The following is a 19515-nucleotide window of genomic DNA, read 5'->3' on the forward strand; positions in this document are numbered from 1 at the left end:
GCCTGCGTCTGCGGGGAAAAGGTGTGCGCGCTGCCCCGCACATGGCCCACCATGTCCTCATACGTGATTTCCACGTGCTCAAAGTCCGAAACAATGGCCCGAAAGCGCTGTTTGCGTTTTTCCAGCTGCACCAGCGTGCCCAGCAGGCGCTTGGTCAGCGTGACGGTGAGCGTGGTTTCACCGGTGCGGACAAAGCCGTCGTACTCGCGCATGGGCAGGGTGCCCGTGTCCACACCGCGGTTGCGGCACGCCAGCAAAAAGGCCGAGATGTGCGCGCGCAAGGTGTTGGTGCGGATGAGGTGCACCACCTTGGGCGGGTGCGTGGAAAAGTAGCCGGAGACAAAGGCCAGGCGGTCCCAGAAGTCGTACTTGATGTCCATGCCCACGATGCTGTGGCGGGCCATGCTGTCGAAGGTGGCGTCGATGAAGCGGCGGGCAAAGGCGTTCATATTGCGGAAGGTGATTTGCGCGGGGTCGCGCATAACGGCCTTGTGCCACTGGACGTAGAAATTCTCCTCCCGGTCCGGGCGGAAGGCCCAGTCGTCAAAGAGCGCTTCGCCGAACATATGCACGTCCGGGTGGCTGTTGAGGGCGCTGCGGAAGAAGTTGGTGCCCGAACGGATGGCGGCCAGCAGGATGAAGCGCGTCATGGACTCCTCACGGCTTAGGGCATGGGTAATACATACAGTATATATGGGGGCTTTGGCGCGGCGTCAACGCGTGTGCATTCCGGGCCGCGCCGCCGTGGTTGATAAACGTTCTATTTAGCGGTATGCAGGGCAGTCCTGCTGTGTGCCCTGTACTGGCTCCGCCAGAGCCGCCACGAACCGACTTCCCACCGGCCATGCGGCCTTCCTGACGGGCTTTGTCCATGTAGGAACGGCGCCGCAGCATTTCCAACGTGATGACGCTTTTTGCTGGATAACACCACCACCGGCCACCCCGGTGGACAATCTTCATCTTTCTTATGGCCCCGCGGGCAAGCCGTCCGGGGCTGCCGGAGGCGAACATGCTCCTGAGTCTGAACTGGTTGCGCGAGTTCGTTCCGTTCACGGGAACGGACGAAGAGCTGGCCGACAGACTGACCATGCTCGGATTGGAAGTGGAGGAGGTCAGCCACCCCTTCGCCCATCTTGAGAATGTTGTGGTCGGTCATGTGCTGGAGTGCGACAAGCACCCCGAAGCCGACAAACTGTCCGTATGCAGTGTGGACGTCGGCGAAGACGAACCCCTGCCCATCGTTTGCGGCGCGCCCAACGTTGCCAAGGGCCAGAAGGTGGCCGTTGCCAAGGTTGGCGCAGAGCTGCCCGGCGGGTTCAAGATCAAAAAGGCCAAGCTGCGCGGTCAGGTCTCCAAGGGCATGATTTGCGCCGAGGACGAAATCGGTCTCGGTGACAGCCACTCCGGCATTATGGTGCTGGATGAGGCCCTTGCCGTGGGCACCCCTCTTGTGGACGCCCTGAACCTCGACACCACCGTCTTTGACCTTGGCATCACGCCCAACCGCGGCGACTGCCTGAGCATGCTCGGCATTGCGCGTGAGGTGGCCATGGCCTACGGCCTGCCCCTGACCCTGCCGGAATGCGCCCTTGAGGAAGTGGCCGAGTCCGCCGCGGACCAGCTGACCATCCAGATTGACGACCCCGCATTGTGCCCCCTGTATCAGGGCCGCATTTTGAAGGGCGTGCAGGTTGGTCCCGCTCCGGCGTGGATGCGCTACCGCCTTATCGCCGTGGGCATGCGCCCCATCAACAACATTGTGGACGTGACCAACTACCTGCTTATGGAGCTTGGCCACCCCCTGCATGCCTTCGACCGCGCCAAGCTGGCGGGCGACACCATCCGCGTGCGCGCCGCCGAAGACGGCTCCGCCTTCACCACGCTGGACGATGAAAAGCGCGACCTGCTCGGCAGCGACCTGCTCATCTGTGACGCGGAAAAGCCCGTTGCCCTTGCCGGCGTTATGGGCGGCGCCAACTCCGAAGTGTCGGACGCCACCACCGACGTGGTGCTGGAATGCGCCGTGTTCGATCCGCCCACGGTGCGCAAGACCGCCCGCCGTCTGGCCCTGCACAGCGAGTCGTCCTTCCGCTTTGAGCGCGGTGTGGACCAGGGCAACGCCCGCTTTGTTGCGGACCGTGCCGCCAGCCTGATGGCCCAGCTTTCCGGCGCACAGGTGCTCTCCGGCGTGGCCGTGGCCGAGCCCACCCCGTGGGAGAACCGCACCCTGCGCTTCCGCCCCGCCCGCTGCAACAGCCTGCTGGGTGTGGACCTCGACGCCGAATTCTGCCGCACCACCTTTGAGGGCCTTGGCTGCTCCGTGGATGCCTCCAATCCTGAGGACTGGACCGTTGTGGCACCCAGTCACCGCCACGACCTTGAGCGCGAAGTGGACCTTTACGAGGAAGCCGCGCGCGTGTACGGCATGGACCGCATCGAGGCCGTGCTGCCCCGCGTGTCCAAGTCCCTCGACGGGCTGGCCCTTGCCGACCGACGCTACGCCTTCACCATGCAGCTCAAGCACTGGGCGCGTGGCGTTGGCCTGAACGAGGCCGTAAACTACAGCTTTGTCGGGCACGAGGATCTTGATTTCTTCAACCTGCCGCAGGACAACCGCGTCCCGGTCATGAATCCGCTCTCCGAAGAGCAGAACGTGATGCGTACCGCGCTGGCACCCGGCCTGTTGCAGAATGTGCGCACCAACGTCGGCCACGGCTCCGCCCGTCTGCGTCTTTTTGAAGTCGCCAAGGTGTTCTGGGCCGATGCCGAGTCCGAGACCACGGCCACGGAGCCGACCCGCATCGGCATGCTGGTCTACGGCCGCCGCGAGCGTGAGCGCTGGCCTTGGCCCGAAGAGGAAAATGCCGCCTACGCGGACATCAAGGGCATGGTGGAGCACCTGCTTCAGCATCTGGAACTGCCTGGCGCGCAGTACCGCCTGAAGGACGGCCACCCCTATCTGGCCCCCTGCGTCGAGGTTGTCCTTGATGATGAGGTCATCGGCGAAATGGGGCGCATCAAGCCCGAAATCGCGGATACCTACAACGCCCGCCGCGAGGTGTGGATTGCCGAACTGGATGCCGACGCCCTGCAGGAATGGCACGAAGGCGTGCTGCCCGGCTTCTCGCCGCTGGCCAAGTTCCCGCCCATCAAGCGCGACATCACCTTTATCGCTCCCGAAACGCTGACCGCTGGCGCGGTGGTGGACGCCGTGCGCGGCGTGCAGGAACCCCTGCTGGAAGACGTGGTGCTGGTGGACTGCTACCAGCCCGAGGACGCGGAAACGCGCAACCTCACCGTGCGTCTGACCTACCGCCATGCCGAGCGCACCCTGAAGGACAAGGAAGTCGAAAAGCGGCATTCCAAGGTCGTTAAGAAGGTGCTGGACGCGCTTCCGGTACACGTCTAGAATATCTTGATAATCCGGCGGTCCGGACCGTTGTGGTCCGGACCGCATTTCCCAAAAGCGTACACGACAGGTTGGAGAGTGGACCATGGGCCGGACCTACCGCATCGGGCAGGCAGCTCGGAAGCTCAATCTCAACACCTCCGTGCTGCGGTATTGGGAGTCCGAATTCCCGCAGATACAGCCCATTCGCACCCGCAAGGGCCAGCGGCTGTACACCGATGAGCACATCGAACAGCTGACGCTTATCCGGCATCTGCTTCACGAGGAGGGGATGACCATTGAAGGGGCGCGCAAGAAGCTGGAGCGCGACGACGCCATCGCCGCGGCGGAAGCCGCCGGAGACGACGAAACAAGCGCGACCCTCCGGCTGGATGCATTCCGGCGGAGTATGATTGCCGAGCTTGAGGAGATGAAACGCCTCCTCAAGGGTGAATGACCACAACCCGCCCCCGTGGCGGGTTTTTTGTGAGCGATGACATGCGGCGCGCCGGAGCCCGCCGCACTGAGGAGACGCCATGATTCTTGACGCATACGGCATGCAGCACTGGGCCACCTTTTTTGTCGCGGCCCTGCTTTTGAATATTTCCCCCGGTCCGGATATGGGCTTTATCCTCGCCAACACCGTGCGCGGCGGAAAACGGCACGGCTTTGCCGCCATGTTTGGCGTGTGGACCGGTTCGCTGTGCCATACGCTGTTCGCCGCGGCTGGCCTGTCCGCACTGCTTGTGGCATCGGCCACGGCCTTTTCCATGGTCAAATACGCCGGCGCGGCCTACCTTGTGTGGCTGGGTATTCAGGCGCTGCGGTCCAAGGGCGCGTTTGCCGCGCAGACGGGCGGCGGCGTTGTTGCCTCGCCGGGGCGCATCTACCGACAAGGGGTGTTCATCAACATCTTGAACCCCAAGGCCGCGGTGTTCTTCCTTGCCTTTTTGCCGCAGTTTGTGGTGCCGGGTGTGGCCCCCGTGCCCATGCAGCTGGCCTTGCACGGGGTGCTGATTATTCTGGTGGCCGCCCTTGTGGAGCCGATGGTCATCTTCGCCGGTGACCGCATCACCACCAGCCTGCGCTCCAACCGCCGCGTGTCGCAGTGGTTCAACCGCACTCTGGGCGCGTTTTTCCTTTTCCTAGGCGTGCGCCTCGCCGTCTCGCGCTAACGGCGCGCAGCTTTGCCCGTACCGCGGCCCGGCATCCCATCATGGGGTGCCGGGCCGTTTGTGTTGCGCTGCGCGGAAAAGGGCAGTGCAGAGTCCGGTTATTGATAACAGGTTCCCAAGATTCGGGAAAAAAGGTGCGTGGGTTGCCTGAAACGTTTCAGCGTCCTACGATGGGCCGTTTTTCCCTTTTGTCCTGCCCCTTCTCACAAGGCATAGAACGCCGGATGGCTGACGTTCGGGGACGGGACCGGTGTTTTTAGAAACAGGAACGTAGAGAAATGAGCTACCCCATGAACGCAGTGCGCGGTGACATCTTCGGAGGTTTGACTGCAGGCATCATCGCACTGCCTCTTGCCCTCGCCTTTGGCGTTGCAAGTGGAGCGGGCGCGGCCGCCGGATTGTACGGCGCCATCGCCCTTGGACTTTTTGCTTCCATCTTTGGCGGCACCCGGACGCAGGTGTCCGGCCCCACCGGCCCTATGACCGTTGTCATGGGGACGGCTGTTGCCGCCTTCTCGGGGCAGCCCGAGGCCGTGTGTCTGGTTGTGCTGCTGTGCGGGCTGTTCCAGATGCTGTTTGGCGTGTTCCGCCTTGGCGGGGTGGTGAAGTTCATCCCCTATCCCGTCATCTCCGGCTTTATGAACGGCATCGGCGTGATTATCGTGCTGCTTCAGATTCAGCCGCTCATGGGCTGCGAGAGCCTCAAGTCGCCGCTTTTGGCCCTGATGGGCCTGCCGGACGCCGTCGCCGCTATGAACCTGTATGCGGTGGGGCTCGCCGCTGCGACCATGGCCATTGTGTTCCTGACTCCCGCACGCATCTCGCGCGTGGTGCCGTCGCCGCTTATTGCGCTCATCTCCATGAGTGTGCTCGCCTACGCGCTGAAGATGCCCGTGCCCACCATCGGCGCCATTCCGTCCGGATTGCCCGATCTGCACATTCCCGGTCTGCCCCTTGCCGACTGGGGACGCATCGCCACCCTTGGCTTTGCCCTTGCCCTGCTGGGCACGATTGATACGCTGCTGACCTCCATCGTTGCGGACTCCATGTCCAAGGATCAGCATAACTCGAACCGTGAGCTTATCGGCCAAGGCATCGGTAACATGGTGGCGGGCTTCGTTGGCGGTTTGCCCGGCGCGGGCGCGACCATGCGTACCGTCGTCAACATCAAGGCCGGCGGCACCACGCGCCTGTCCGGCGTGATCCACGCGTTGTTCCTTGTGGCGGTCCTCTTGGGCCTTGGCCCCCTCACCGCCAGCATTCCCCTTGCCGTCCTCGCGGGCATTCTCGTGAAGGTGGGCGTGGATATCCTAGACTACAAGCTGCTGCGCCTTGTGCGCAAGGCCCCCAAGCAGGACCTCGTGGTCATGCTGGCTGTGTTTGGCATTACCGTGTTTGTTGACCTTATTGTGGCGGTTGGCGTTGGCGTGGCCCTTGCCTGCTTGATGCTCGCCTACCGCGTTGCCCGCCAGACGCGCATTCAGGTCACCAGCATGGAAGACGACGCCGACCGCGACAAGTACATGGACGCCATCACGGCCAGCGATAAGCAGGTGCGCGTTATCACCATCAACGGCGCATTCTTCTTCGGGACCTCCTCCCTTATGCAGGACAAGGTGGACCGCCTTTACGGAACGCGCTGTGTTGTCGTCAACTGCACCGGCGCGCCGTGTATGGACATCTCCGCCGTGTTTGCCCTGAGCGAAATGCTGGAGAAGCTGGTGGGCGCAGGGGTGCGCGTGATGCTTGTGGTGAATGCGGACCAGCGCACCACGCTGGCCGAGTGCGGAGCAGGGGATATTCTGCCCGCACAGGACGTCTTCTCCACACTGGATACGGCCCTTGATGCCGCCCTCAACGCCGTGGCTATCGACCACAAGGACAAGGCCGCACGCATCGCCGCGCTGCGCTACGCCAGCGCCTCGGCCTAAACGCCATGCATCCCGGCCCGTTGCCCGCCATATTCGGCCCCCGGCGCGGCGTAAAAGCCCCATGATACCGGGCGAGTGCAGGCATGGCGCGGATATCTGGACAGGCCGGGGAGAAAATGCGAAAAAAATGAAAAAGGGCGTTGACATTTGGGCCGATGCCACCTAGATATCTACCTCGCCGCTTGAGAGAGCGGCTTTGAAAACTCGTCGGGATGTGGCGCAGTCTGGAAGCGCACTTGAATGGGGTTCAAGGGGCCGGAGGTTCAAATCCTCTCATCCCGACCACGATGAGATTAAGGCGGGTTATGCAAAAGCATGGCCCGCTTTTTCTGAAAAACATTGCCGCGCTTCGCCAGACCTCGAAGCCACAACCCCAGTGAGGCAATGATTAAGCCCATATAGCTCAGTTGGTAGAGCGCATCCTTGGTAAGGATGAGGTCAGCAGTTCAATTCTGCTTATGGGCTCCATCCGTCAGTATAAGGCCAGTCCGAAAGGGCTGGCCTTTTTTGCGTTCTGCGCACGGCGCAGGAAGACGGAAGACGGAAGACGGAAGAAAAGGCATGCCTCCGGCGGCTCAAGGGTGTGACACCCTTGAGAATCCCCAGGATTTTTGAGGCGGAAGCCGCCTCAAAAATAGGGGGGTGTCGTTCCAATATATAAAGCCCGCGCGGTATTGCCGCGTGGGCTTTTCTTTGGCTTCACCTTACCCACAACAGGGATTCTCACCGGTCTTCATACGGCGACAAGGCCCCCAAAAAAAATTGTCCCATCCACACGGACGGGAGCTTCACAGGGGTGACGACTGTTTCATCCACTGGCACCCGGCCTGTGCGCACATGGGATTCTCAAGGGCCCACGGCCCTTGAGCCTGCGGAGCAAAAAAACTTCCGCCCCATTCGCCAACACACTCCACCCGGCACGCCCCTGTTACAGGGGCAACTCCCCTTTGACGGCCAGTGGAATGCCGCTGACGGACAGCACCACGGTGCTGGCGCAGGCGGCGAGGCGCTGGTTGACGGCGCCGGTGAGGTCGCGGAAGCGGCGCGCGAGGGCGTGTTCGGGGACGATGCCGCTGCCGACTTCGTTGGAGACGATGACCACGGCGCAGGGGAGGTCGGCGAGGGCGCGGACGAGGTCGTTTGTGCGGGCGAAGACGTCCTCGTCGTCCATGCCTGCCATGAGGCAGTTGGTGACCCAGAGGGTGACGCAGTCGAGCAGAATGACGTCGGCGCTTTGGCTGGCGCCGAGAAGGGCGGGGACGATGTCGATGGGTTCCTCGACGGTGGTCCAGCCTTGGCCGCGGGTGGCCTGATGGGCGTCGATGCGCTGTTGCATCTCGTCGTCGAGGGCCTGCGAGGTGGCGAGGTAGACGCGGGCGGGGCCGACGGATTCGGCGTAGCGCTGGGCGTAGCTGCTTTTGCCGCTGCGGCAGCCGCCTGTGACGAAGGTTATGGTGCTCATGCTGTATCCTTTGGCAGTGATGTTGGTCCTGTGGGTAGCATGATGATGGACGATGCGCCAGTGAAGGTGCTGGGCGCAAAAAGGCCCACCCGGGGCGAGCGGGCGGGCCAAGGCTTGGGAGGCATACGGTGCTGTACGAAAAGTGGCAGGGCTATTTGCGCTCTGCTGTGGGGGCGGCGCTGTCCTGCTGGGCGTCGGTGGTGTTCGGGGCGTCCTTCTTTTTAAAGACGCTGGCGAACAGGGAACGGGCCGAGGTGCGGGACGAAATGCTGGATCGGCAAACAGTCATGATATGAGCTCCAAGGGTTGAGGTCGCTGAGGGGTGCGGCCCGGCTGTGCGGGGGCGGCAGTGGTGGGCAGACCGGCTGCGCGCCGCATGGCCGGAAAGGTGGCCGCAATGATGTCCTTGCCCCGGGTGAGTGCGTTGACGACTTCGGGGTCGTATTTGGTTCCGGCAAGGCGCAGCACGTCGGCGTAGGCCTGCGAGAACGTCTTGGGGCGGCAGTAGGGCCGCGGTTGCAGCATGGCGGAAAGGCTGTCCGCCACGGCAATGATACGTGCGCCGATGGGGATGGCCTGCCCACTGAGACCGTGGGGATAGCCGGAGCCGTCGAGGCGCTCGTGATGGTGCAGAATCATCCCGGCGATGCCGTTTTGCGGCGCGAGGGCCGCGATGGGGCGCACGATGTCTGCGCCCATGCGGGGGTGCTGCTGAATGATGTTCCATTCGTCGTCTGTGAGGGGCCCGGGCTTGCGCAGCACGGCGTCCGGGATGCCGATTTTTCCGATGTCGTGCAGATGCCCCGCTATGTGGATGGTCTCGGCCTCGTCCTCGTTCATGCCGAGGTACAGGGCGAGTATCCGGCTGATTTCCGCGACTTCCTCGGAGTGGAAGTGCGTGGAGTGGTCCTTGGCGTCCACGGCGTTGCCGAGGGCCTCCGCGAGCTGATGCCCGGTAAGGGACAGCTCGCGGCAGGTGGCAAGACCGCATGTTCCGGTGCCGCTTGCTGAGGCGCTATGCCTTGGGCACGCCGACATGCGGCAGGTGGTGCTCATGCGGCAAGCCCCTCAAGGTTGGAGCGGATGCGCTCGTGAAAGCGTGTTTTGGTCAGTCCTGTTTGGGTGACGGTGTCCAGCGCCTGCGCAAGCAGGCTGCGGGCCTCGTCTGTGCGGCCCTGCATGATGAGGATGAGGGCGAGGTTATGGCGCACCTTGGCGCCGGGCAAGGGCGACGTGCAGGCGCGCGAGCGCATAAGGGCCTGACGCAGAAGAAATTCGGCATTTTTCAGGTCGCCGTCTTGGCAGGCACGCATGCCGTGCCGGTTCAGCTGACCCATTTCCATGATGGGGTTCATGCGTCCCTCCGCGGGGCGTTAGGGCAGTTGGGGTTGGTGCATTCAAGGCACTGGCGGAGCGTGGAAATACCACAGGAGTGCATGAGGTGCAGGGGAATGTTGTTGGCCTTGGCGTAGGAACACACTTCCTTGCGGGCCTTGTGGGACACCTGATTTGTGAACACAACCACGAGGTCAGCCTTGCCCAGCTTGGGGGCGATGGCGTTCTCCTTGCCGGTAAAGACCTTGAGCTTGACGCCCATATCCTTGGCGGCGTTGATGTAGTTCCGTTTCAGGCGGTCCATTCCGCCGATGACTGCTGCGCACATGACGTTCTCCTGTGGTGGACTCTTCCGCACCTGCGCGCCACATGGCGCGCAGGGCGAAAGGGTTGATGGTGTGTGCCTAAAGGGCGCTCCCCATCTGGAAGGCGAGCGTTGCCAGCGAATAGGCAAGTGCCGTGTTGAATACGACGGAGAATGCAGCCCACTTCCAGCCCGATTCGCGGCCGATGACGACCACCGTCACGAAGCAGGGGGCGTAGAGCAGGGTGAAGATAATAAGGCTGATGGCGCTCCACATGGTGAAGGCTTCGTCCGCGGCAAGCCGGTCGGACAGACTTCCGGCGTCCTCGGCGTCCACTTCACCCAGGGAGTAGGCCGTACCCATGGTGGAGACGATGACTTCCTTGGCCGCGAAGCCGCCTAAGAGGGCGATGTTGGTGCGCCAGTCAAAGCCGGCCAGTTCGGTAACAGGCTCAAAGAAGGTGCCCACGCGGCCTGCAAAGGAGTGCCGCAGTTCGGCCTGAGCAAGATGGTGGTCAATGTCGCCAAGCTGTTCGTTCAGGGAGGCGATGGCGGTTTCGTCGGAGGTCTGCTCCAGCTGCTGCTCGACGGCGGCGCGCTGGGATTCAAAGGCCTGAGACTGGTCCTCGGGCAGGCCGGGGAAGGTCATGGCCGCCCACAGCAGGATGGAGATGGCCAGAATGACGGTACCGGCCTTCTTGATGTACTGCCAGCCGCGTTCCCAGGTGTGGATGAGCACGCCACGCAGGGTGGGGATGCGGTAGGGGGGCAGTTCCATAAGGAACGGCGTGGCCGGGCCTTTGATGACGGTCTTGCGCAGGATGAGGGCAACGATGAGCGCCATGGCCCAGCCCGCGAGGGTGATAATGAACAGTGCGTCTGCGCCCTGCTGCGGGAAGAACGCCGCGATGAGCAGGATAAAGACGGGCACCTTGGCGCCGCAGGAGAGATAGGGGGCCGTCAGAATGGTGGCCAGCTTCTCACGCGGGCTGCGCAGGGTGCGCGCGGCCATAACGCCGGGGACGGCGCAGCCGCCGGGAATGCCGCCGGAGATGATAAAGGGCATCACGGAGCTGCCGTGCAGGCCAAACATCTTGAACACGCGGTCGAGCATGTAGGCCATGCGCGCCATGTAGCCAAAGTCCTCAAGGAAGGACAGGCAGAAGAACATGACGAGGATGAGCGGCACAAAGCCGAGCACGCCGCCAACGCCGTCGATGACGCCGGAAACAATAAGGGACTGGAAGAGTCCTGCCGGGATGGCGGCTTCTGCCGCACCGGACAGCCAGCCGAAGAGTTCCTCAACCCAGCCCATGGGAATCTCGCCCACGGCAAAGGTGAGCTGGAACATGCCGTACAGAACGCCCAGCATGATGATGGGGCCGAGGAAGGTGTTGGTCAGCACCCGGTCCAGCTTGTCGGAAATCTGCAGGCGTTCGTGGGTGACGTCCTTGCTGACCACGTCCTGCTTCACGAGGGACGAGATGAAGCCGTAGCGGTGGTCGGCAATGAGGGCGTCGGGTGTGGTATCCAGCGTCTTTTTGACGTGGTCCGCCAGCTTGGCGGCGCGGGATTCCAGCTCGTCGGAGAGGGGACCGGCCTTGCGGCCACGTTCCAGCACCTCTTCGTCGCCTTCAAGGTATTTCAGGGCGACCCAGCGCGCGGGGAGACGGTCCGTCAAAAAGCGCGCGGCCATGATTTTCTGTTCCAGTTCGTCCAGGGCGGCGTCGATGTCCGCGCCGTAGGAGATGCGCAGGGGTTCCACTTCGCCTTTGTGGGCTTTGGCGTGGTCCAGTGCCTCGCTCAGCATTTTGTCCATGCCCTGACCATCGCGGGCGATGGTTTCCACAACGGGGACGCCAAGCAGGGTGGAGAGCTTGGCGGAGTCGATGAACATGTTGCGGCGCTTGAGCTCGTCAATCATGTTCAGCGCGACAATGACGGGAACGCCCAGTTCAAGGAACTGCACAACAAGGTAGAGGCTGCGCTCAAGGGTACCGGCGTCCACCACGTCAACGACGGCGTGGGGCTTTTCGCCGATAAGGAAGTTGCGCGCGGCCAGTTCCTCTTCGGAATAGGGGGTCAGGGAGTAGGTACCGGGCAGGTCAACGATGCGCGTGGCCGTGCCGTTGACGTTGATGGTGCCTTCCTTCTTGGTCACGGTGACGCCGGGATAGTTGCCAACGTGTTGGCGCGCGCCGGTCAGCGCGTTGAACATGGTGGTTTTCCCGGAGTTGGGGTTGCCCGCGAGGGCTATGGTCATTTCGGCATGCATTGCTTAGGCCTCCAAAAGCTCAACGGTAATGTGGTCTGCCTCATTGTTGCGCAGGGTGAGGGTAAAATCCCTCAAACGCAGGGCAACGGGGTCTCTGAGAGGGGCTTTGCCCACCAGCTCTATTTCGGTGCCGGGGACGAGGCCCATGTCGCGAATGCGGCGGCCCAGTTCACCATCAGCCTTTATGGATGCGATTTTTGCCTTGCCGTTTTGGGGCATCTTCCGAAGCCCAGTCACACGTGCCATCGAAGCCTCCTCTTTGCGTGAATGCTCGTGAAATGCAGTTTTCAGCAATTGAAATTCATTATCAACAACTGATCAAAAAAAATGGTTTTGGATGCCACATCGGCCTGTACGCGGTGCACTGCGCCTGCGCAGGAAGGCAGAAATGGAGCGGTGCGGCACATGGTTGCGCCCGTGCCGCCTCCAAAAGCACTGCCGAAGCTATTGAAGTTGAGAACCAATGTCAATTGCAAAGAGCATTTTTTCTCCCATTAAGGATACTTCTGTTGATATTTCCGTGTGATGCCGGTCAAAAAATCGTCGTGGCCTGCGCTGGTGCGCACGACGGGTGACGACTTATTGACAATGAAAATCGATTTCAATATATGCCATGAAGCCGCCAAACGCAAGGACTTTGCAAAATTATATGACGGCATAACCGTGAGGAAGGCCGACATGCGTGTTGAAACGGGGATACTTGGCGTGCTGCTGGTTGTGGTTGTGGTCCCCCTTGGGACGGGAGCCATGCTGGTGCATGAGGGGTTGTACGCCGAGGCGGAGGGGTTTTTGGCGCTGGGATTCATTTTGTCCATTGTGCTGGCCAAGCCCATCGCGTGGGGCGTGGCCCATTACCTTATGATGGGCGAGGTGCGCTCCATGAATACCTTTTGCGAGAAGGCCCGCAATGGGGAGTATCCCACGTCGTGGGACCTGCCCGAGCAGACCGAGGGAGAAAGCGACCTGCTGCGGCTGCGGCGCAACCTGTATTGGTTGGTGCGCGCGGCGGCAAACCGTGAGGAGTGGCTCGCCGCGCGCCTGTCGCGTGCGGCGCGCTCCAGCTGGGAGTACGAGCGCCTTGCCAATGTGGACCCTCTGACGGGCGTCTCCAACCGGCGGCACTTTGAGCTTTTTATGCAGGGAGCGGTGACGTCCGGCGGGGTGATACATTTGCTGCTTGTGGACTGCGACGGATTCAAGGCCGTGAATGACACCATGGGGCACGCCGCGGGGGACGAGCTGCTCAAGCGGCTTGGGGCGGTGCTGTCCGGGGCTGTGCGCGGGCCGGAGGATTGCGTCTTTCGGTATGGCGGGGATGAATTTGGCGTGGTGCTGCGGGGGCGGGAACGGGACACGGCGCTTGCTGTGGCTGAGCGCGTACGCGCGCGTTTTGCCCGCGAGGGGCGCGGGGTTAGCCTGAGTATTGGTGTTGGGGAGTACCGCGTGCGGCGGCGTGCGGACCCGGATGAGGCTGCACGGCGACTGCATGCGGACGCGGACGCCGCTGTGTACGCGGCCAAGCGGCGCGGGCGCAACCGGGTGGAGGCGGCCTGGACCCTGCCCGGCGGCGACGAGGCGCTGCGGGAAATGACGGCGTGCGGCAGGACCGCGGGATAACGCCAACCGAAGAATTGCGGAGAAGATGGCCGGGCGGTCTTGCGGTACGCGGCGGAACCGGACAAAATGCGCCCAGCATTGCGGCCAAGCATGGGGCTGGCCGCCAACTCCGGAGAATATATGGGCCTTCGACGTACCGTGAGCCGGGGACTGGGCGCAGTTCTCGTTTGTCTCTGTCTTGTGGGGATGCCGACTCGTGGCATGGCGCATCCCCATGTTTTTGCAACGAATATCGCCACGTTTGAGTTTGACGCCAAGGGCGTGAAGGGCATCCGCCTGCTGTGGCACTTTGATGAAATGTTCGGATCCTTGCTCCTTGAGGACTACGACGCCGACGGCGATGGCGCATTCAGCCCCGCCGAGCAAAAGGTGCTCAAATCCGAGGCCTTCGATAACCTGAAGAACTTCGGCTACTTCAGCCACTTGTCCATTGGCGGCCAGCCGCACAAGGTGACAGAGGTGCAGGACTTTACCGCCGGAGTGGACGGGGCCGAGGTGTTCTACAGCTTTGTCATACCCTGCCGGGTTGCTCCGGGGACGGAGATCTCGCTGGCGGTGTTCGACCCTGAATATTATGTGGACTTCTACACGCCGGAAGGCGCGGCCGTGCGCCTTGAAAATGCGGATGCGTATTCCGTGACCTCCAAGGTTGCGCCCAATGCGGACATCTCGTTTTCCACATGGCTGATTACGCCAACCGAAATATCCCTGCGGTTTACGCGATGATGCGCCGCCATATTGTGGCCCTGTGTGTGGGGCTGTTTATTGTTCTGGCTGTGGCGCCGTCGTGGGCGGCAAATCCCTTTATGCGCGGCAGCGGTGGCGGGGCGGATGACGCTCCGGCGCGTGTGACGCGCTCAGCGCCGGAGGCGCCCGGGCTGTTTGCCGCCCTGTACGCCAAAAGCGTGACCATCCAGCGCGACCTGCGCACCGGCCTGTCCGGCTACGTGCGGCGGCTTAAAACGTCGCCTTCGCCGTGGGAGCTGATGCTTTTCCTTGGACTGGCCTTTGTCTACGGCGTGGTGCATGCCGCCGGGCCGGGGCACGGCAAGTCCGTCGCGTCGTCGTATTTCCTCTCGCGCGGGGGAAGTGTGGGGCAGGGCGTGGCCCTTGGCCTTGGCATGGGCGCGACCCATGCGGCGTCGGCGTCCCTTGTTGTGGGCGGGGTGTATCTGGTGGTCCAGCGGACATCCATGACGAATTTTGCGGCGGCCAGCGCCACCATTGAGCAGGCAAGCTATCTGCTCATCACCTTGCTTGGGGCGTGGCTGGTGTGGTCTGCCGTGGCAGGGATGCGCGGTGCAGAGGGCGAAGGGGACGCGCCTGTTGTCCCGGCCACGCGGCGCAGCCTGTGGGCGGTGACGTTGTCGGCCGGAATTATCCCCTGTCCGGGGGCGGCGCTTATTTTGCTCTTTGCCTGCGCGCAGCAGGCGCTGGTCCTTGGGCTTGGGGCCGTGGTCGCCATGGCCGCCGGAATGGGCGTAACCATCGCCGCCGCCTCCGTGGTGGCCGTGTGCTGCCGGGGAGTGATGCTTCGGTCCTGCGGCGCGCGTCGGCGCTGGCAGAGGATTGTGCGTCACACCGTGTCCCTTGGGGCTGCGGTGGTGGTCTTTGGCTTTGGGCTGATGCTCCTTATGGGGAGCGTTGGCTAACCCCCGCCGCATCGCGAAAGAGATAGAATGTGAAGCGGGTGCGGAACCGATATGGTTCCGCACCCGCTTATTTTTTGGCGTCTGGGGCTTGCGTCCCAAGGGTTTCGCCGTGCTCCAGCACATCGTGGATGGCTTGCGACAGGACGGCGAGGTCAAAAGGCTTGAGCAGGATTTTGCGGATGCCGTTTTCGCCCTTGGTGATGTGGCGGATGCGGTCCGAAAACCCGGTGCTGATAATGATGGGAATATCCGCGCGGATGGCCACAAGCTCCTCGGCAAGGCGCTCGCCCGTCATGCGGGGCATGGTTTGGTCCGAGATGACAAGGTCGTAGTCCGCGCTGTGTGTGGCAAACAGCGTCAGCGCTTGGTGGCTGTCCGTGGTGGGGTGGACGGTGTAGCCAAGGTCGACCAGCATCTGCTGCAGCACGTCCACCATGCTCTGCTCATCGTCCACCACAAGGATGGTGCCCGAGCCGGGGATGACCTGCCGGGCGTCGCGCCGGGGCGCGTGCGGGTCGGTGTCCGTTTCCGGCAGCAGTACGGTAAAGGTGGTGCCCGCACCCTGCGTGCTGGTCACGCTGATGGTGCCGCCAATGCTGCCCACCATGCCGTGGACCATGGACAGTCCCATGCCCGTCCCCTTGCCCTGCGGCTTGGTGGTAAAGAAGGGGTCAAAGATGCGGCCGAGAATGTCCCCCGGAATGCCGGGACCGGTGTCCGTGACCGTCAGTTGCAGGTACGGGCCCGGTGCGGTCTTTGGGGTGGCCGACGCCGCATCAATCTGGCGGTGGGTGAGGCTCACCGTGAGTTCTCCGCCGGACTTGCCCATGGCGTAGCCCGCATTGGTGCCAAGATTCATGATGATTTGGTGAATCTGCGTCGGGTCCGCAAGGACGGTGCGGCCGCGGGCGTGGATGTCGCGGTGCACCTCGATGGTGGCGGGCATGGTGGTCTCCAGCATATCCAGCACCTCGTCCAGCACCGGAGCAAGCTCCACAAGGCGGCGCTCCGGCTCACGGCGGCGGCTAAAGATGAGGATTTGGTTGACCATCTCCTTGGCGCGGCGCCCCACCTTGCTGATGTTTTCAAGGTTGGTGTGCGCGCGGGAACCGGGCTCGGTCTTGAGGAGCGCCAGTTCCGCATAGCCGAGGATAGCCGCGATGAAGTTGTTGAAATCATGGGCGATGCCGCCGGCAAGGGTACCCAGTTCCTCCATCTTTTGGCTTTGGCGGAGCTGCTCCTCCAGCTGGCGCTGCTCCGTGATGTCGCGTGTGACTTCCACGTAGTTGATGACGCTGCCGTCGTGGCCGAAAATGGGCGACACCGAGGCGTCGACCTCGTAGAGCGCGCCATCCTTGCGCTGGTAGGTGGAGTGCCCGCGCCAGACCTCGCCATTTCGCAGCGAGGCCCACAGGTCGTTGTAGAAGGCGCTGTCCTGCCTGTCCGAGCGGATAATGGCGCAGTGCTGGCCCACAAGCTCCTGCTTGCTGTAGCCGGACATGCGCGAAAAGGCGGGGTTGGCGTATTCGATGACGCCGCTGGTATCGAGGATGAAGATGCCGTCCTCGGTCTGCTCAATGGCCGTGAGCAGCTGCACCCGCGCTTGGAGTTCGCGCTCCAGTTCGTCGGTGCGTTCGCGCACGCGGCGCTGGAGGGTGCGGTTCCACGAGATGATGGCCACCAGCAGGAGCACCACGGCGAGGATGCCTGCCCCCACCCAGTACCAAAAGCGCTTGTTCTGCAAAAAGAAGGAGACGTAGTTTTGGTCCAGCGTCACCCATTTGCGGAAGATGCGCTCCTTTTCCTGCGGGGTGATGGAGTCCAGCCCTTTTTGGATGATGCGGCTGAGCATGGGCCAGTCTGAGCGCACAGCGATGCGGTTGTAGATTTTGAAATCCGTGTGCCCGGCCACGCGCAGGTTGGTGATGCCCTTGTCCTTGATATAGTAGCTGGCCTGCGGCAGGGAGATGATGGTGGCGTCAATTTCGTCAAAGGAGACATGGAGGAGCGCCGCAAGGTAGTTGTACACCGGCTGGACGTGGATATCCGAGTGGTATTTCTTAATGTAGTCCAGAACGGCGTATTCTTTGGGCAGGGCAAGGTCCATGTCCTGCATGGTCTCAAGGGTAAGGAAGCGGTGCTGGCTTTTGTTGACGAGGATGACGGTGGGCAGCTCCAAAAACGGGCGGGTAAAATGCATAAAATCCACCCGCGCAGGATTGGCGGCAAAGGCGCTGATCATGTCCACCTCGCGGTTCTTGGCCTTTTCCAGCACTTCCGTGAGGTTCTTGGATTGTACAACCGTAAACTTTGTGCGTAGCTTCTTTTCCAGCAACGTCACATAGTCCGCCACCATCCCCTGATAGCGTCCTTCCGCGTCAAAGTATTCCAGCGGTTTGTTGGATGGCGTTGCCGCAATGCGGATGGTGCCGACATGGGCGCTGAGCCATTGGCGCTCGCGCGGGGTGAGGGGATCGTGCCAGCCCGCAGGGCGGGTGGCTATCCAAATCACCGCGAGCAGAAGAAGTGTCGCGGCAACGAAAAGTGGCGTGGATTGCCTGAGGCTGGCCTGATTGTTGGTCATAAGGCGGCTCCGGGACTGGGGTTACGCCGTGGCGCTGGGAAATGACGCGGCCCGCAAATGGGCAGAAAGCGCATCCCGCCAGCGGGCGGGGACTCGACATCGCTTTGAAAATGGGACATGGAGCCTTTCAGTCGGCCACAGTAGAGCGCATCCCGCCGACGGTGCAAAGGGAGGAGTGATGGCACGCATTCTTATTCTGGACGATGATCCGGATATTACGAATATCATAACCCAGCTCGCTGAAGATGCGGGGCACGAGGTTGTTTCCGCCGCAACCCTTTCACGGGGTATTGCGGCGCTGCATGCATCCCCGGTGGACCTCGTGTTCCTTGATGTACGTTTGCCGGATGGAAGCGGTATAGATGCTCTGCCGGAAATCCGCAAGACACCCGCGCATCCGGACGTCATCATCATTACCGGCCTTGGCGACCCCGACGGCGCGGAACTCGCCATCCAAAACGGCGCGTGGGACTACATCGAAAAGACGAGCACCATCAAGCAGATTATGTTCTCCATGGACCGCGCGCTGGCCTACCGCGAGCGGCACAAAAAGCCGCAGCCTCTGTTAATCAAGCGCGACGGCCTTATTGGCGACAGTCAGGCCATGCTGCCTGTTTTGGAGAACGTGGCCATCGCGGCCAGCGGTGATGCCGGCGTGCTGGTCACCGGCGAAACCGGAACCGGCAAGGAAGTCATCGCCCGGACCATCCACGACAACAGCCCCCGAAAAAACGGGCCGTTTGTCGTTGTGGACTGTGCGGCGCTGTCTGAAACCCTTGCCGAGGGCGAACTGTTTGGCCATGTGAAGGGCTCCTTCACGGGCGCGCACACCACGCGCACCGGCCTTGTGGGGCAGGCCGATGGGGGCACGCTCTTTCTTGACGAGGTGGGCGAGTTGCCGCAGGCGGTGCAGGCGACCTTCCTGCGCGTATTGCAGGAGCGGCGCTACCGGCCTGTGGGGTCGACATTTGAGGAGGAAAGCGACTTCCGTCTCATCGCGGCGACCAACCGCGATTTGTACGTCATGTGCGAGAACGAGACCTTCCGCAGCGACCTGTACTACCGCATTAAGTCCTGCCACATCTCCATGCCGCCCCTGCGCGAACGCGCCGAGGATGTCCCGGACATTGCCCGCTTCCACTTAAAGCGCCTGTGCAAGCAGTACGACATTCCCGAAAAGACGCTGTCCGAAGATGTCTTGGTGGCCCTTGCCAACTACGACTGGCCCGGCAACGTCCGTGAACTGGTCCAGACCCTGGAACGAACCCTCATGCGTGGCCGCGCCGAGGATGTCCTGTATCCGGAGCATCTGCCCGTGGACGTGCGCGCCCGCGCCGCCCGCCGCGCGCTGGAGCACGCCGAAGGTGCCCCCAATAACTGCCCGCCGCAGGTGGTCATCCAATCTTATTCCGATTCCCTGCTCGCCGGGCCGCTCCTTGGCTTTAAGGAATACCGCAAAAAATGCATCGCCCACGCCGAGGGCAAGTATCTGGAGCGCCTGCTGCAGGAAACCGGCGGCTCCATCAAAGAAGCCTGCGCCCTCTCCGGCCTCTCCCGCACCCGGCTCTATGTGCTCATGAAAGAGCATGGCATCACCCGGCACGGGGTGTGATGGGGCGCGGGGTGGTGAATGGTTAATTAAAAGGCCAACTTGTAGTTGGTCTTTTTTTATGGAGAAAGAGGTGAAAGGGCTAGTAGGCGCCGTCGCCGTCAAGCACTACGCGGAAGGTTCGCGTCAGGATGTGGATGTCCATCCAGACCGACCAACTGCGGGTGTAGTACATGTCCAGCC

At 62.4% G+C, this 19515-nt stretch carries 18 protein-coding genes and 2 tRNA genes; 11 read left to right on the forward strand and 9 right to left on the reverse strand.

What is annotated here, in order from left to right; all coding sequences use genetic code 11:
• On the reverse strand, window positions 1–650 hold a 650-nt coding region (locus ACY69P_RS03630; protein ID WP_462326605.1), incomplete at its 3' end, for a hypothetical protein.
• 359 nt (window positions 651–1009) lie between these two features.
• Between ACY69P_RS03630 and pheT the strand changes: the two genes are divergently transcribed.
• The 6 genes from pheT to ACY69P_RS03660 all read left to right on the forward strand — a co-directional run bounded on the left by pheT (window position 1010) and on the right by ACY69P_RS03660 (window position 6962).
• Window positions 1010–3409, forward strand: coding sequence for a phenylalanine--tRNA ligase subunit beta (gene pheT / locus ACY69P_RS03635; RefSeq protein ID WP_459897711.1), 2400 nt, complete (start codon window positions 1010–1012; stop codon window positions 3407–3409).
• Window positions 3410–3494: 85 nt separating this feature from the next.
• Complete coding sequence (locus ACY69P_RS03640; RefSeq protein ID WP_459897713.1) at window positions 3495–3845, forward strand: MerR family transcriptional regulator; 351 nt, start codon at window positions 3495–3497, stop codon at window positions 3843–3845.
• Window positions 3846–3924: 79 nt separating this feature from the next.
• Entirely contained in the window at window positions 3925–4563 is a 639-nt protein-coding gene (locus ACY69P_RS03645; RefSeq protein WP_462326606.1) for a LysE family translocator, read from the forward strand.
• Between the two features lie 278 nt (window positions 4564–4841).
• Window positions 4842–6494 (forward strand): SulP family inorganic anion transporter, encoded by a 1653-nt coding sequence (locus ACY69P_RS03650; protein WP_462326607.1) that lies wholly within the window; start codon window positions 4842–4844, stop codon window positions 6492–6494.
• Window positions 6495–6702: 208 nt separating this feature from the next.
• A tRNA-Pro gene (locus tag ACY69P_RS03655) sits at window positions 6703–6779 on the forward strand.
• 107 nt (window positions 6780–6886) lie between these two features.
• A tRNA-Thr gene (locus ACY69P_RS03660) sits at window positions 6887–6962 on the forward strand.
• 460 nt (window positions 6963–7422) lie between these two features.
• Here the strand turns inward: ACY69P_RS03660 and cobU are convergent.
• The 7 genes from cobU to ACY69P_RS03695 all read right to left on the reverse strand — a co-directional run bounded on the left by cobU (window position 7423) and on the right by ACY69P_RS03695 (window position 12089).
• Window positions 7423–7956, reverse strand: a complete 534-nt coding sequence (gene cobU, locus ACY69P_RS03665; RefSeq protein WP_459897718.1) for a bifunctional adenosylcobinamide kinase/adenosylcobinamide-phosphate guanylyltransferase — start codon at window positions 7954–7956, stop codon at window positions 7423–7425.
• Between the two features lie 151 nt (window positions 7957–8107).
• Window positions 8108–8245, reverse strand: coding sequence for a hypothetical protein (locus ACY69P_RS03670; protein ID WP_459897720.1), 138 nt, complete (start codon window positions 8243–8245; stop codon window positions 8108–8110).
• A complete protein-coding gene (locus ACY69P_RS03675; RefSeq protein WP_462326608.1) occupies window positions 8242–9012 on the reverse strand; it encodes an HD-GYP domain-containing protein in 771 nt (256 codons plus the stop codon). Before ACY69P_RS03675 ends, ACY69P_RS03670 begins: the two co-directional genes overlap by 4 nt.
• A complete protein-coding gene (locus tag ACY69P_RS03680; RefSeq protein WP_462326609.1) occupies window positions 9009–9311 on the reverse strand; it encodes a tetratricopeptide repeat protein in 303 nt (100 codons plus the stop codon). Before ACY69P_RS03680 ends, ACY69P_RS03675 begins: the two co-directional genes overlap by 4 nt.
• Window positions 9308–9619 carry a DUF2325 domain-containing protein gene (locus ACY69P_RS03685; RefSeq protein WP_462326610.1) on the reverse strand — a complete coding sequence of 104 codons (312 nt, stop codon included), beginning with the start codon at window positions 9617–9619 and terminating at the stop codon, window positions 9308–9310. Before ACY69P_RS03685 ends, ACY69P_RS03680 begins: the two co-directional genes overlap by 4 nt.
• Window positions 9620–9695: 76 nt before the next feature.
• Window positions 9696–11870 (reverse strand): ferrous iron transport protein B, encoded by a 2175-nt coding sequence (gene feoB, locus ACY69P_RS03690; protein WP_462326611.1) that lies wholly within the window; start codon window positions 11868–11870, stop codon window positions 9696–9698.
• A 3-nt stretch (window positions 11871–11873) separates the two neighbouring features.
• A complete protein-coding gene (locus ACY69P_RS03695) occupies window positions 11874–12089 on the reverse strand; it encodes a FeoA family protein (protein ID WP_404845822.1) in 216 nt (71 codons plus the stop codon).
• Window positions 12090–12133: 44 nt separating this feature from the next.
• Between ACY69P_RS03695 and ACY69P_RS03700 the strand changes: the two genes are divergently transcribed.
• The 4 genes from ACY69P_RS03700 (at window position 12134) to ACY69P_RS03715 (ending at window position 15139) form a co-directional block, all read left to right on the forward strand.
• A complete protein-coding gene (locus ACY69P_RS03700) occupies window positions 12134–12445 on the forward strand; it encodes a hypothetical protein (RefSeq protein ID WP_462326612.1) in 312 nt (103 codons plus the stop codon).
• Window positions 12446–12548: 103 nt separating this feature from the next.
• Entirely contained in the window at window positions 12549–13487 is a 939-nt protein-coding gene (locus ACY69P_RS03705; protein ID WP_462326613.1) for a GGDEF domain-containing protein, read from the forward strand.
• Window positions 13488–13607: 120 nt separating this feature from the next.
• Complete coding sequence (locus tag ACY69P_RS03710) at window positions 13608–14213, forward strand: DUF1007 family protein (RefSeq protein ID WP_462326614.1); 606 nt, start codon at window positions 13608–13610, stop codon at window positions 14211–14213.
• Window positions 14168–15139: a nickel/cobalt transporter gene (locus tag ACY69P_RS03715; RefSeq protein ID WP_462326615.1), complete on the forward strand. Its 972-nt coding sequence runs from the start codon at window positions 14168–14170 to the stop codon at window positions 15137–15139. The genes ACY69P_RS03710 and ACY69P_RS03715 overlap by 46 nt, the downstream gene beginning before the upstream one ends.
• 67 nt (window positions 15140–15206) lie before the next feature.
• Here the strand turns inward: ACY69P_RS03715 and ACY69P_RS03720 are convergent, their stop codons facing one another.
• Window positions 15207–17723 (reverse strand): ATP-binding protein, encoded by a 2517-nt coding sequence (locus ACY69P_RS03720; protein ID WP_462326616.1) that lies wholly within the window; start codon window positions 17721–17723, stop codon window positions 15207–15209.
• Between the two features lie 178 nt (window positions 17724–17901).
• Between ACY69P_RS03720 and ACY69P_RS03725 the strand changes: the two genes are divergently transcribed.
• Window positions 17902–19335, forward strand: coding sequence for a sigma-54-dependent transcriptional regulator (locus ACY69P_RS03725; RefSeq protein WP_462326617.1), 1434 nt, complete (start codon window positions 17902–17904; stop codon window positions 19333–19335).
• Window positions 19336–19515: the final 180 nt, after the last annotated feature.

This window comes from Desulfobaculum sp. (genome assembly GCF_054921475.1).